Genomic DNA, 12,592 nt, shown 5'->3' on the forward strand with positions numbered 1-12,592 from the left:
TTGGATGTTTTGGGTCCATCCGATGGACCTTCTTATTTTCTCAGGCTAACAAGAACGGTAGATTGTGGTTTGTCAAACAGTTGTTGTTTCCCCTCTGATCAACACGTCAGGAGCGTCTGAAAGGTCCACATAATGGAACACCCAAGGAGCACTTCAGCCAAGAAGGCCGTGCAGGTGATCGGCGATGCTGCTGCCGGTGGCGCTCAAAGCATTGACCGTGCCGCCACCCTGCTCCTCCTCGTCGGTCGAGCGGGGCCGTTCGGTGCTCGCCTCTCGGAGATTGTAGAGCAATGCGATCTTCCCAAGCCTACTGTCCGGCGGATGCTTCTCGCTCTCGTAAGAGCAGGCCTTCTCGACCAGGATCCAGAAACACGACGCTACTACATCGGACCTGAGATCTACGTTCTAGGCACCCTCGCAAGCGCTCGTTTCGGCATACATCCAATCTCTCTCCGTTCTCTCGTGCGGCTGAGCCAGGAGACTGGCGACACAGCCTTCCTGTCGGTCCCTCGAGGCGTCTACTCCATTTGCGTCCATCGCGAGGAAGGGCCGTACCCAATCCGGGTCCATGCGCTTCACGCCGGCGACCGCCACCCTCTAGGAGTAGGAGCCGGAAGTCTTGCCCTGTTGTCTGCCTTGCAGGACCATGAGGTGGAGGAAGTCCTGGCCGCGAACGCGGAAGTCTTAGCTGAGAAATATCCCAACCATTCGCCATCCGTACTCCGCACGCTCGTCCAGGAGACCCGGGCGAAGGGTTACGCGCTCAATCCGGGCCTGATACTCCAGAACTCCTGGGGTGTCGGCGTTCCCATCCGTGGTGTGGATGGCCGACCTATCGGTGCGCTCTCCATTGCTGCGATCGAAAGTCGGTTGAGCGAAGCCCGCCAGAGAGAGATCGCTTCGCTTCTCAAGAAGGAAGCAACTTGGATAGAGATGCGCCTGAGCGAGGTCGGCACTACCGACAAGCCGTCGAGGAAAAAGACCAGATAAGCTTGGACACACCGGCACCCGCTCCACGGCTTCCCTTGCTCTCGAAACCTCATAGCACCACTGCCTGCGGGTGACTGTGAAGACCGTGCCGGTGTCTGCCTGAGTATCCAAACATTGCGTGGCAGGATGGCGGAGCCAGCCTGCTGGTGGCGACGAACTGCGCCTCGACCGAGGGTGGCATACGGAGGGGCGATTATGGCCTAGCTGCACCATCCGCCTTGGCTCTCTCACATGGATTGAGGAAGCAGCTACGACCAGTGGGAGCTGGTGACTCATACTGTGAGCAATGGGGGAGAAACCACCCTGCACTTCGCTGCCATCCTCTATGCGCTGCCGCCGCGGGTAATCTGGTCCGCCTGTCTCCCAGCTCAAGTTGTGTGGCGCCGGGCCCATGGCAGTCCCAAAGCCTCTCGGGCGAGTTCACCAGAGGCAGCAACCAGCGAGAAGCGTTCAGCAACCCGGCAAATCTGCCCGTCTGGAGATTGGCAATCGCCGAGCAGATGCCGTGATATGTCTTCGATCCTGCGCCCGATTTTTATCGGCCACTGGCCTCGGATCACATGCAATCACCTCCACGAAAGCTGGCCCGGCTGTACCGTAAATGCGCGCAGCCGTTTCCTTCAGCCGGTTTGCGAAAGCCGCTGGCTCGGAGAGGCGTGCGCCGCGCTGGCAAAGCAACATGCTCCAATAGGCGTGGCGCGAAGGCAGTGCCCTCCCCAAGGGCTCAAGCTCGATGCAGCCAAGTGCGGAGGCGGCCGGAATGGGGATCCCACCCAGCAATATCGTTGGCTTGGCCCCAGAGATCGACAATCAGGATCAGAGTGATGCGCTCGAGTTCCATCTCAAATCTGAGATGCTCCTCAAAAGTGACGGTCTCTCCATCAGCCCACGCGACGCGGCCTGTGCGCGAAGGAAGTAGCATAAATAGGCTTTTGGACGCGACGCCGAGGTGGATGAGGATATTGACGTCCTCTACTGGTAGCGATGGATGCGCATAGAACATGCCAGAGAGGTACTCGGTGGTAAGACCAGAGCGGCTTTAGGACCTCCAAGACGTGGTCCGTCGTCACTTGGTCGAAGGGGGCGCTGCGAATGGAGCTACAACGGGTCTGAAGTGTCATGCGCCATTGATCCCGGTGCTTCGGGTTCCGCCACCCGAGTTCCAGAGAGGCGATAACCTCATCAGCCATCTCACCAAAGGTTGGAATGGCTCGGGCGGCCTTCTTGGACTCAAGCGGGTTGCGGCCACTCGCGAGGATAGTTCGAGCCGCTGCGGTCAACTCTCGAGCTTGAGGGAGCGTCACTGAGTGAGCACTGCCGAGACCCATCTCCTTGAGTTTGCCGGGGCCTGCCTGCCCTGGCTCCCTTCATCGAAACAGAAAGACCCACCGGCGGCGTGAACCATCAGGCGAGATAGCGAGGCAAAGCCCCCCATCAGCGTGGCGGCTAGGTTATTTCAGTGTAGCGGCACTTCTTGCGGATCAGCGATTAACAGACCGCGCCATGCTCATGCCGGATCAGGCCCCAACATGGCCCTAACAGCAGATCTGGATCTTAATGGGAGCAGATAGACGATCTCAAAGGCGTTTCCGGCGCAACGCCCTGCTTATGCATTTCTTTTTATATCTATGTGAATATCTAGAGACCAGAGTATAACGGACGCTCCCTTCCACCAATATCTGCCCCAAAGCGTTGAACTGCAACCATTTTTGAGCCTTCTCTAGCAGCCAGAGGCATCCGAGCTGACGCTGCGCTACCGGCAGCTAACCGGATGTACGACGCATCATCCTTCTCCGGCAATTATCACCTATTCGAGTAGGACGGATTCAAACTGAGCGCTGATTTTTCGCGGAGGCGGAAGTCCGGAAACACTCATACACAGTTCGTGAAGGAATAGGCCGGCAGCCGCGTGCGTTTGCCAACCATGCATTTTCACCCAACGCACAGGATAGGCGCATGACCCCGGCTCAAGATTCACAAAACATCCATTCGGAACTGATGGATAGCTCCGCCGGCCCTTCGCTCGGGCGGGCATCGTTCCTCTTCGTGACCTCCGTCAGCTCTTTCATCGGCGCGAGCCTCTTGCTCGCCAGCATCTGACAAGACAGCGCCGGAATATTCCTACCTTCGGGAGCAGGAGGCCTCATCATGAGCAAAGTCAGAGCCGACCCAACAGTTGAGCTCGTGGCCCGGGCAATCTACGAGGCTGAGCAACACGTGCGCTCATGGGACAACGGGTCTGCGCACAGCAGAGAGCGCTCCCGGGAGTATGCTCGGAATGCCATCAGACTGCTGAACGACGACATCGGCGTTCTTCTCTTCGCGTTGAACGAGGCTGTCGCAGAGCACTCTCGGCAAAGTTCGAGAGCGGCAACCTAATAAATCCCACGCTGATGGTTGAGATTCAGCGCAGAGCCACGACCGCGCCAGCAGAGTTAAGCTGGCAAGCAACGCGAGACTGGCGAACCTGGCGGACGGACGCGCGGGCATAGACGACGCGGACCTGGAGAGGAGCCATGAGGCCACCATGCGCCAAACGGCTCGTCCGCCCAGCCCCTGCCGCGTCCACACGGATTGCACCATAACGAACCGCAGCCGCTGCGATGGACGTGCGGCATAGTTCGATAACCTGGCCTGAGACGCCCGCTTGGATCGTACGCACGTCTACCAGGTGGCCCCTCTCGGCCCGCGAGGATTCAAGACGGGGGATCAGCGAAGATGGCAGGCTCACATCACTCATGCTCTCCCGAGTTGCGATAGATCCTGTTGCCGCCACATTCCCTGGATTCCGCGCGCTCGGCGCCGCCTGCGAGCCTACACTACGAGTGTCCCGATCTTCGCGACCTCCGACATTGGCTCTTCCTCCCCCAGGGTTGGCCTGCCCAGCATCCGGGCTGCTGGTTCCTCCAGCAATTCCTCCGCTGGTACTGTTCCCCTGACTACCACGCCCCTCGGCACTTCCTCCGCCCTTGCCGCTGCTTCCCCCCTGTCCTCCATGACCGCCTCCGCGGCCGCTCCCACCATCCTGGCCGCTCCGTCCGCCCTTCTCTCCATCACTATTGCCGTTACTGTTACCGCCACTGCTTCTGCCACTGTCGCTGTTGGCACCACCTCCGCTGTTACCTTTGCCGCCACCATTTCCATTATCCTGGCCGCCACCATTTCCGTTACCTTGGCCGCCGTCCTTCCCTCCTCCGCCATTGCCGTGACCACCGGAATTGCCACCGCCATTTCCTCCATCGTTACCCCCATTCTTGGCAGTCACAGGATGGGCGGCCAGCAATACAGCGATGGCAATTGACGTGAGAGAGATCCGGAGCATGGCTCCTCCTGCTGGTTGGTATTCCCGCGATCGCTGAGACAGAGAGCTGACAGGAGCTCACCAAAGCCTGCTGTCCGGCAGCAGATCACTTGGGAGACTGAGAGCGCCAGGGTCGCGCCGGTTTTTGGTATCCTGAGCAAGCAATGAGCGCTGTTGACTTGCCCGTTGCTGGGATTTTTCAATGGATCGCGCACTCTGGTTTCTGGGCTCCTGCCGTCGCGTCAGCCTCGACGTGTCAGGCTCAGGTGCACGAGCCGAAGCCGACACACTCTTGCTGAGCGGTCTGGCCGGCGGTTTGATTTCGATATTCAAAAGGGCCGGGCGCGGCTTGCCGACTATCGCCCGCTCACTTTTGTCAGATCGAATGCTTCGTTGCGGCGCTTTTTCTTGCTCGATCAATGAGGCCGTGTTCATCCCGGGAAGCAAAGGAGGCTTGGAGGCCCGCTCTGCTGGGTGGGCATCCCTGAGTTCATCGAGAGGAGGCTGGTCAACCATCCGGTCGTCTTCCGGCCGCACATGGCTGTCGGCCGCCGCCCTCTCACTTTGCAGAAGGGCGACGACAGCCAGCTGACGCTGCGCAGCCTCCATCTGCGCAAGAGCAGAAGCAGCTCTTGCCTTCTCGCTTTCTGCTGTTGTTTTTGCTTTCAGAACCTGCGCACTGAGGCTTGCCAGTTCTTCCTGTAACGCGGTCACTTTCAACAATGCATGTTCCGCAAGCTTCTTCTGCTCAGTCTCCGCGATCGCAGGTCCGGTTGTTTGCCGTGTATGCGCTTCTGTGTCAGCGAGTTGCTCCCGGAGAACCAACACCTCTTCCTGCTTTTCCTGCAGGTTAGCCAGTTGTTCCTGAAGAGCGGCAACTTGCAACTGCGCGGCGGCAGCGCTGTTTCGTTCCCTCTCAAAAGCGGCCTGGAGGGTTAGAAGCTGAACTTCACCACCTGTCGCAACTTCCGCAGAGCTTTGTAAGGCGAGCAAGGGCAGGCTTTTCCACCTCTCCGCTATCGGGGCAAATGGAACAAGCAAAGCCTCGCCGCTGGCATCCGCATTGTTTGGAGCAGGCTGAACATCGGCCTTCTCCGGCAAGTGCCCTCCGCCTTTATGTCTCCCGTCTGCGAAGCTTGGCAATAGATATGCCGTGACGCTCACTGCGCAAAAAGCGCCGATTACCGTCCACCACTTCGTGCCCAAGGCTGATGGAGCAAGCCATTCTCCATGGACTGCTCCAGATCGCCAGAACATTTGCCGGGTCATTAGCAGCCCTCTGTTCTCTAATCTTCATCGGGCGATGGCTCACACGAAGGGCGCACCGTCATACCAGGACGCAGGAATCTCTCGTTTAGATGACCTAGCCCTGTAACGATCTATTACTAGGCCGCATTGTGGCCCCGCCATGTATTTGCATTGGCAATTTAGAACGATGATACCTTTGAGGGTATCAGTGCCTATAATGGGTGTCAGGAGCGTACGTCCTCCTTCCGATTTCAGAGGCATCCACATCAACCATCGGGGTGGCGATCTTTCAGGAAGATTCTCCGACATCCGGTGGCGCTGGAGGGGGCATCCAGTGAGTTGCGTCATCCACGTCGATGTAGTCACGCATGTGGCTATCGTAGAAGACGAACGCGCCTTGAGGAAATCCAGGACCTTGGTGCCAGAATACATCGATGTAACGGACCCCGTTTTCCGTCCATACATCGAGCCTGGAGCCATCGCGAGGCGCGGACTTCAACGACCGCCATTCATTCATTGCGGAGGCCGCCAAAGGAAGAGAGCTTTAGAAGATAAGCTTTGCATGATTTTGTAAACGCAGCCGGTTGTTGAGGCAGGAACGCGAAAGTGGCCGGCGGGTCAGAAGGCGACACCCGAACCCTGATGCCCATGATCGGTCGATGGCGTTCGCCGTATCCGTCCAGAGCGGAATACCTTCTTTTGTGCCGACGACAAAGTTGCAATGAGAACCTCGTTCAGGCTGTGGAGTTCCTCCTGCAGGAGATCAAGGCGCATCAGCAACTCGGCATCCGACATTCGGGCAGCAGATCGATGGACGCTCAAGGGATGCTGGTCGCCCGTGGCTTGGCGGATGTTCGCCAGTGCAGTCCGGCCAATTCCCGGAACAGTCAGCCAGCTTCTATCGCAGATCCGGCTGACCTCCTGAACAGTGGGCCTGCGCCCTTCAAACTCGCGCAGGATGGCGAACTTCACCCGGGGCGGAACGGCTTCTAATGGAAATAACTCGTTCTCTTGCATTGCAAAATCCCTGCATATCCCCAACACGCCTGTTACGTCAGAGTTCAAACGAGGCGAAGGCACGACAGGAATGCGACTGATTTAAGATCGAGCAGGCCCATATACAGAAGAGATCAACCTTTTGCCCTATGCTCCAGCCTCAGGAACTGCATGAACAGGCCCGTAAGACCTGAGGCTTCCCTTCTTCATGCCAGTCTGATGGGAGCTATTCCGTACTGGATATGCGCCTCTCAAAGGCATCGCACACATTGAATGGCATCGACGGGATCCAAATATCGAGCGGATATTGTCGCACATACACTCCAAAACGTGCTTTCGTGCGTTAGCCTTATGCAGCGGGCCTCGTGCAAAGGAAGCGAACTTGAAATGGAACTACGATAGGCGCGAGATCATCGCCGACGGCATCGTGCATGCGGTTGGAGTGATTCTCGGAACCGTCTCCATCATCGCCCTGCTCGTGCTGGCCGCCCCTACCGTCGGAGCATGGGAGTTCACCTCCATTCTGGTCTATGGCGCTGGCCTTCTGACAGTGCTCACCGTCTCGGCTCTCTACAACCTCTGGCCGATCTCCCCGGTCAAATGGATACTCCGAAGGTTCGACCATTCAGCCATCTACCTCCTGATTGCGGGCACCTACACGCCGTTCATCACCCAGATGAAGACAGGTGCGGAGTCACTAGTGCTGCTGGTCGGGGTGTGGCTCACATCTGCGGTGGGAATCGCTCTCAAACTCAGCTTCCCCGGCCGGTTCGACCGCCTCTCGATCCTGCTCTACCTGCTTCTGAGCTGGAGCGGCGTCATGGCGTACGAAACCGTTTTCGGCGCGCTTCCCGGCTCCACCCTCTGGCTTCTTGGCATCGGGGGCGTTCTCTACACGTCCGGCGTGGTGTTCCACCTTTGGGAGAGCCTGCGCTTTCAGAACGCGATCTGGCACACCTTCGTCCTGGTCGCGGCCGCCTGCCACTACGGTGCCGTGCTCGACTGCCTGGTGCTTGCACGGGCCTGACCGACAGAGCACATCTTGGTTGTAGGGGCTATAGGGCTTCGTGAACACGAAGGCTGCGCCAAAGAGCAGTTCGCTGGGCGCCCCTTTCGCCCAACCCGCGATGACTATTTCTTGCGATTGTAGACGTCCAAGGACACAGCCGCCAGCAGCACAAGACCTTTGATGACCTGCTGGTAGTCGATACCGATACCTAAGATCGACATGCCGTTGTTCATCACACCCATGACGAAGGCGCCGATGACGGCACCCGTCACTTTACCGACGCCACCGGTGGCCGAGGCGCCACCGATGAACACGGCCGCGATCACGTCAAGTTCGAAGCCAAGACCCGCCTTCGGCGTGGCCGTGTTGAGACGTGCCGCGAAGATCAGGCCGGCAAGGCCTGCCAGCACGCCCATGTTGACGAAGGTGAGAAAGGTCAGGCGCTCAGTCTTAATACCTGAGAGCTTCGCAGCCTTCTCGTTGCCACCCAGGGCATAGACCCGCCGGCCAACGGTCGTGCGGTTGGTCACAAACGCATAAAGCGCGATCAGCACCGCCATGATGACAAGGACGTTCGGCAATCCGCGATAGGTTGCCATCAGATAGCAGAACGCGACCACGAGCACAGCAAGCAGGCCGTTCTTGAAGAGGAACAGGCCGAAGGGTGCGGTCTCGACGGCATGCTTGAGCTGGTTGGCGCGGCTGCGGAAGCTGAAATAGATGATGGCTGCAACACTCGCCATCCCTAAGAACAGAGCGGTATAGTTGAAGCCCTGCCCGCCAAACACATCCAGGATGAAACCGGAGCTCAGGCGCTGGAACACTACCGGGAAGGGACCAACCGACATTCCGCCGAGAAGCGCGAGGGTCAGGCCCTTGAAGACAAGCATGCCGGCGAGCGTCACGATGAAGGACGGAACCTTGAAGTAAGCCACCCAATAACCCTGAGCCGCACCAATCAGGCCGCCGACGATCAGGCAAGCAATGGTGGTCGTCACCGGATCGAAGCCCCACCGGACCATCATCATGGCGGCCAGACCGCCGACGAAGCCGACGATGGAGCCGACGGAGAGGTCGATGTGCCCGGCTACGATGACGAGCAGCATGCCGAGCGCCATGATGACGATATAGCTGTTCTGCAGCACGAGATTGGTGAGGTTCAGAGGCCGCAGCAGGGTGCCGTTCGTGACCACCTGGAAGAACAGCATGATGACGAGGAGCGACAGCAGCATCCCATAATCGCGGAAATGGGTCTTGATGAACTCCATCCACGAGGCCTTGGACTGGGAGCCGCGAAGCTCGTCAGCGGTTCTCGTATCCATCTCAGCGTCTCCCGGACTTGACGATAGCGTGCATGATTTTCTCCTGGGACGCTTCGGCGATACCAAACTCGGCGATCAGGGAGCCTTCGTTCATCACATAGATCCTATCGCACATGCCGAGCAGTTCCGGCATCTCGGAGGATATCATGAGAACACCCTTGCCTGCATCGGCCAGCCTGTTGATGATCGTGTAGATTTCGTACTTCGCGCCGACGTCGATGCCCCGGGTCGGTTCGTCGAGGATAAGAATCTCAGGGTCGGAAAAGAGCCACTTGCTCAAAACGACCTTCTGCTGGTTGCCGCCCGACAGATTCACCGTCTCCTGGAAGACGCTGGGGCTGCGGATCCGCATTCTGGCGCGATAATCGTTGGCGACCGCCAGTTCCTGGATGTCATCGATGACAAACCTCTTGGAGACTCCTTCGAGATTGGCGAGGGTTACGTTCTTACGAACATCCTCGGCCAGAACCAGACCATAGGTCTTGCGATCCTCGGTCGCGTAGGCGATCCGGTTCGAGACCGCCTTCTCCACTGTACTCACGTCGATCTCCTTGCCGTGGAGCACCACGCGGCCGGAGATGTTCTGGCCATAGCTGCGCCCGAACAGGCTCATAGCGAACTCGGTCCGCCCTGCTCCCATCAGCCCGGCGATGCCGACGATCTCGCCGCGCCGAATGTTCAGGCTGACGTTCTTGACCACCTGCACCTGAGTGTGGATCGGATGGTACGCGGACCAGTTCTCCACTTGGAAAATCGTCTCGCCGATCTTTGGATCGCGCTTGGGATAGCGATCCTCCATGGTGCGGCCCACCATGCCGCGGATGATACGATCCTCACTGACGGCTTCTGTCCGGCAGTCCAGTGTTTCGACCGTGCCGCCGTCCCGGAGAACCGTGATGGCATCCGCAACCTTCGAGATCTCGTTGAGCTTGTGCGAGATCAGGATCGAGGAAATGCCCTGGGCCTTGAACTGGAGCAGAAGGTTCAAGAGCGCGTCGCTATCCTTTTCGTTCAGGCTGGCGGTCGGCTCATCGAGGATGAGAAGCTTCACCTTTTTCGAGAGCGCCTTGGCAATCTCCACGAGCTGCTGCTTGCCGACACCGAGATTGGTCACAAGCGTTTCGGGGGATTCATTGAGACCGACGACCTTGAGCAATTCCTTGGTGCGGGAAAACGCCAGCGACCAGTCGATGACGCCGTATTTCGCCTGTTCGTTGCCGAGAAAGATGTTTTCAGCAATCGAGAGGAGCGGCACCAGCGCCAACTCCTGATGGATGATGATGATGCCGAGCGCCTCGCTGTCGGCGATACCCTTGAAGCGGCGTTCCTCACCTTCGTAGACGATGGAGCCGGAATAGGAGCCGTGCGGGTAGACGCCGCTCAGAACCTTCATCAGCGTGGATTTGCCCGCGCCGTTTTCACCCACCAGCGCATGGATCTCACCGGCCTTGACGGTGATGTTGACGTTGTCGAGCGCTTTCACGCCAGGAAACGTCTTGCTGATCCCTCGCATCTCAAGGATTGCGTTCATCACATGACCTCAAGCCGCACCGGACGGGCAAGCTCTCTTGAAACGAACAAGGACCCCGCGCGAACGCGCAGGGTCCATTCGCATTAAGCCGGTTACTTGAACTCGGTTTCCTTGTAGTAGCCGCTGCCGACCAGAACTTCCTTCCAGTTCGACGCATCGACGCTGACCGGCTTCAGCAGGTAGGCCGGCACGGTCTTCACGCCATTCTCATAGGTCTTGGTGTCGTTGACCTCCGGCTGCTTGCCGGAGAGCACTGCATCGACCATGTTGACCGTCACCTTGGCCAGTTCACGGGTATCCTTGAACACTGTCGAGGTCTGCTCCTTGGCAAGGATCGATTTGATCGAAGGCACCTCGGCATCCTGGCCGGTGATGACCGGCATCGGCTGCTTCGGCGTGCCGTAGCCTACGCCTTTGAGCGAGGAGATGATGCCGATGCTCAGGCCATCGTAAGGCGAGAGAACCGCATCAACCCGCTTGTCGGTGTAATAGGCGGAGAGCAGGTTATCCATCCGGGCTTGGGCGACGGCACCATCCCAGCGTAGGGTGGAAACCTTGTCCATGCCGGTCTGGCCGCTTTGAACCTTAAGCTTGCCGCTCTTGATGTATGGGTCGAGAACGGACATCGCGCCGTTGTAGAAGAAGAAGGCATTGTTGTCGTCCGGCGAACCGCCGAACAGCTCGATATTGAACGGGCCCTTGCCTTCCTTCAGACCGAGCGCCTTCTCGATGTAGCCGCCCTGGAGCACGCCCACCTGGAAGTTGTCGAAGGTGGCGTAGTAGTCGACATTCTTGGAGTTGCGGATCAGGCGGTCATAGGCAATGATCTTGATGCCTTTGTCTGCAGCCTGCTGCAGCGCGTCGGACAAGGTGGTTCCGTCGATCGCCGCAATCACGAGCACCTTGGAGCCCTTGGTGATCATGTTCTCGATCTGGGAGAGCTGGTTCGGAATATCGTCTTCCGCATATTGAAGATCGACGTTGTAGCCCTTCTCCTTCAGCACCTTGACCATGTTGTTGCCGTCGTCGATCCAGCGTGCGGATGACTTGGTAGGCATGGCCACCCCAACGGTGCCCTTGTCCTGCGCCTGTGCGGCGCCGAGCAGCCCAAAGGCCCCGAGGGCCACAGCCGCCAATGTGGTCGTAAACGTCTTCAAGGTCGTTCTCCCTCTTGTTCATGCCCAGGCCATCATCATTATGCCTGATGCAATTCGGCACCCTTCGCTCAACAGCTTCTCGTCAGTTTATGGCCACGGTCCGATCCGAATGGCCGTCTGATCTTGTTCTCGAAGCCGGCAGCACTTCTGCGCAGCCCGGCCTTCTCGCTGCCCAATCGAATGTGTTCAGCTCGATCAGGAAAGAATCATACTCTACTGCTCCCCCATGCAACAAGCATCTGCCCTTACAGGTCAATCAGCTCCTGAGAAGGCATGGATCTGAATCTTGGCCAGTGAACTCTCAGCATGCTTGATCTTGACCCTCTCCGCCGCCTGCAGAATGAGCGCAGCCATGGCATCACTTGCGGCGGATGGATGTCGTTGCTCGATAGCATCGAACACGGCCTGATGTTGGCGCATCACCTCATTGAAACGAGCGTCACTGGAAACCGGAGAGCTGATGGTAAACGAGGTTGCCAGCGCGGCTCCGATGACGGAACCGATCGACTGCAGGAAGGGATTGCCGGAAGCTTCCAGTATGGCTTGGTGAAAGGCCAGATCGGCCTTCGTGAACCCCTGCCTGTTGCTCTCGCACCCATACATACCTTGAAGAGCTTTGTGCATGGCCTTGAGTTGCTCCGGCGTCCGCCGCAGGGCCGCCGTCGCGCAGGCGAGCGGCTCCAGCATCTGCCTGATCTCGAACAGCCATCCGAGGAAGCGGGCATCGACGCCCATCTCAAGATGCCATTCGAGGATGTCGGCATCGAACATGTTCCAGTTGTTACGATCGAGAACCTTGGTGCCGACCTTCGTCTTGGATTCGATCAGCCCCTTGGCCGCCAGGGTCTTCAGGGCTTCCCGGAGTGCCGTACGGGAAACCCCGAAAAGCTCCATCAGCTCCCCATCGCCCGGCAGGATGCTTCCGACAGGGAAGTGCCCCTGCATGATGTTCTGACCGATCCCATGGGTGACGAGATCATGGGCCGATCGCGCTCTTGAGGGCCTGTGGATACCGTTCACCAACGCCATTGTCCTGTT

Annotated in this window: 13 protein-coding genes and 1 pseudogene; 3 read left to right on the forward strand and 11 right to left on the reverse strand. The window is 58.5% G+C overall.

Annotation, left to right across the window (positions count from 1 at the left end):
• Positions 1–153: 153 nt before the first annotated feature.
• The gene (locus IC232_RS32190; RefSeq protein WP_246812025.1) at positions 154–291 is read right to left on the reverse strand and encodes a hypothetical protein; all 138 of its coding nucleotides are present in this window, start codon (positions 289–291) and stop codon (positions 154–156) included.
• On the opposite strand from IC232_RS32190, the gene IC232_RS01750 reads away from it, so the two are divergent.
• A complete protein-coding gene (locus IC232_RS01750) occupies positions 229–990 on the forward strand; it encodes an IclR family transcriptional regulator (RefSeq protein WP_246812011.1) in 762 nt (253 codons plus the stop codon). The genes IC232_RS32190 and IC232_RS01750 overlap by 63 nt on opposite strands.
• 881 nt (positions 991–1,871) lie before the next feature.
• On the opposite strand, the gene IC232_RS33185 is transcribed toward IC232_RS01750, so the two are convergent.
• Positions 1,872–2,180, reverse strand: coding sequence for a phage integrase central domain-containing protein (locus tag IC232_RS33185; protein WP_409564832.1), 309 nt, complete (start codon positions 2,178–2,180; stop codon positions 1,872–1,874).
• Between the two features lie 36 nt (positions 2,181–2,216).
• Positions 2,217–2,321 (reverse strand): annotated as a pseudogene (locus IC232_RS33190) (integrase); the annotation flags it as partial.
• Between the two features lie 625 nt (positions 2,322–2,946).
• Between IC232_RS33190 and IC232_RS01755 the strand changes: the two are divergent.
• Positions 2,947–3,090, forward strand: a complete 144-nt coding sequence (locus tag IC232_RS01755; RefSeq protein ID WP_190843160.1) for a hypothetical protein — start codon at positions 2,947–2,949, stop codon at positions 3,088–3,090.
• A gap of 304 nt (positions 3,091–3,394) precedes the next feature.
• On the opposite strand, the gene IC232_RS01760 is transcribed toward IC232_RS01755, so the two are convergent.
• From IC232_RS01760 to IC232_RS01775, 4 genes are all read right to left on the reverse strand, one after another.
• Positions 3,395–3,730, reverse strand: a complete 336-nt coding sequence (locus IC232_RS01760; protein WP_190843161.1) for a hypothetical protein — start codon at positions 3,728–3,730, stop codon at positions 3,395–3,397.
• 74 nt (positions 3,731–3,804) lie between these two features.
• Positions 3,805–4,221 (reverse strand): hypothetical protein, encoded by a 417-nt coding sequence (locus IC232_RS01765; protein WP_190843162.1) that lies wholly within the window; start codon positions 4,219–4,221, stop codon positions 3,805–3,807.
• Between the two features lie 148 nt (positions 4,222–4,369).
• Positions 4,370–5,392, reverse strand: coding sequence for a hypothetical protein (locus IC232_RS01770; RefSeq protein WP_190843163.1), 1,023 nt, complete (start codon positions 5,390–5,392; stop codon positions 4,370–4,372).
• A gap of 765 nt (positions 5,393–6,157) precedes the next feature.
• Positions 6,158–6,556, reverse strand: coding sequence for a hypothetical protein (locus IC232_RS01775; protein WP_190843164.1), 399 nt, complete (start codon positions 6,554–6,556; stop codon positions 6,158–6,160).
• 361 nt (positions 6,557–6,917) lie between these two features.
• Here IC232_RS01775 and trhA point away from each other — a divergent pair, with 361 nt between their 5' ends.
• Positions 6,918–7,562 carry a PAQR family membrane homeostasis protein TrhA gene (trhA, locus tag IC232_RS01780; RefSeq protein ID WP_246811993.1) on the forward strand — a complete coding sequence of 215 codons (645 nt, stop codon included), beginning with the start codon at positions 6,918–6,920 and terminating at the stop codon, positions 7,560–7,562.
• Positions 7,563–7,666: 104 nt separating this feature from the next.
• Here the strand turns inward: trhA and mmsB are convergent, their stop codons facing one another.
• The 4 genes from mmsB to IC232_RS01800 form a co-directional block, all read right to left on the reverse strand.
• Complete coding sequence (gene mmsB / locus IC232_RS01785; protein ID WP_409564842.1) at positions 7,667–8,812, reverse strand: multiple monosaccharide ABC transporter permease; 1,146 nt, start codon at positions 8,810–8,812, stop codon at positions 7,667–7,669.
• A 55-nt stretch (positions 8,813–8,867) separates the two neighbouring features.
• Positions 8,868–10,397 carry a multiple monosaccharide ABC transporter ATP-binding protein gene (gene mmsA, locus IC232_RS01790; RefSeq protein WP_210335184.1) on the reverse strand — a complete coding sequence of 510 codons (1,530 nt, stop codon included), beginning with the start codon at positions 10,395–10,397 and terminating at the stop codon, positions 8,868–8,870.
• Between the two features lie 92 nt (positions 10,398–10,489).
• A complete protein-coding gene (gene chvE / locus IC232_RS01795) occupies positions 10,490–11,533 on the reverse strand; it encodes a multiple monosaccharide ABC transporter substrate-binding protein (RefSeq protein ID WP_409564843.1) in 1,044 nt (347 codons plus the stop codon).
• A 273-nt stretch (positions 11,534–11,806) separates the two neighbouring features.
• A complete protein-coding gene (locus IC232_RS01800; protein ID WP_190843168.1) occupies positions 11,807–12,583 on the reverse strand; it encodes a FadR/GntR family transcriptional regulator in 777 nt (258 codons plus the stop codon).
• Between the last annotated feature and the right edge of the window lie 9 nt (positions 12,584–12,592).

This window comes from Microvirga sp. (genome assembly GCF_014699075.1).
Classification (GTDB): Bacteria; Pseudomonadota; Alphaproteobacteria; order Rhizobiales; family Beijerinckiaceae; genus Microvirga.

Bases quoted from the DNA above. Each gene is read 5' to 3' on its own strand.
- IC232_RS01755 (WP_190843160.1), top strand. From the start codon at position 2,947: ATGACCCCGGCTCAAGATTCACAAAACATCCATTCGGAACTGATGGAT.
- mmsB (WP_409564842.1), bottom strand. From the start codon at position 8,812: ATGGAGTTCATCAAGACCCATTTCCGCGATTATGGGATGCTGCTGTCG.
- IC232_RS01775 (WP_190843164.1), bottom strand. From the start codon at position 6,556: ATGCAAGAGAACGAGTTATTTCCATTAGAAGCCGTTCCGCCCCGGGTG.
- mmsA (WP_210335184.1), bottom strand. From the start codon at position 10,397: ATGAACGCAATCCTTGAGATGCGAGGGATCAGCAAGACGTTTCCTGGC.
- IC232_RS33185 (WP_409564832.1), bottom strand. From the start codon at position 2,180: ATGGCTGATGAGGTTATCGCCTCTCTGGAACTCGGGTGGCGGAACCCG.
- IC232_RS01760 (WP_190843161.1), bottom strand. From the start codon at position 3,730: ATGAGTGATGTGAGCCTGCCATCTTCGCTGATCCCCCGTCTTGAATCC.
- IC232_RS01800 (WP_190843168.1), bottom strand. From the start codon at position 12,583: ATGGCGTTGGTGAACGGTATCCACAGGCCCTCAAGAGCGCGATCGGCC.
- IC232_RS01765 (WP_190843162.1), bottom strand. From the start codon at position 4,221: ATGGCGGTGGCAATTCCGGTGGTCACGGCAATGGCGGAGGAGGGAAGG.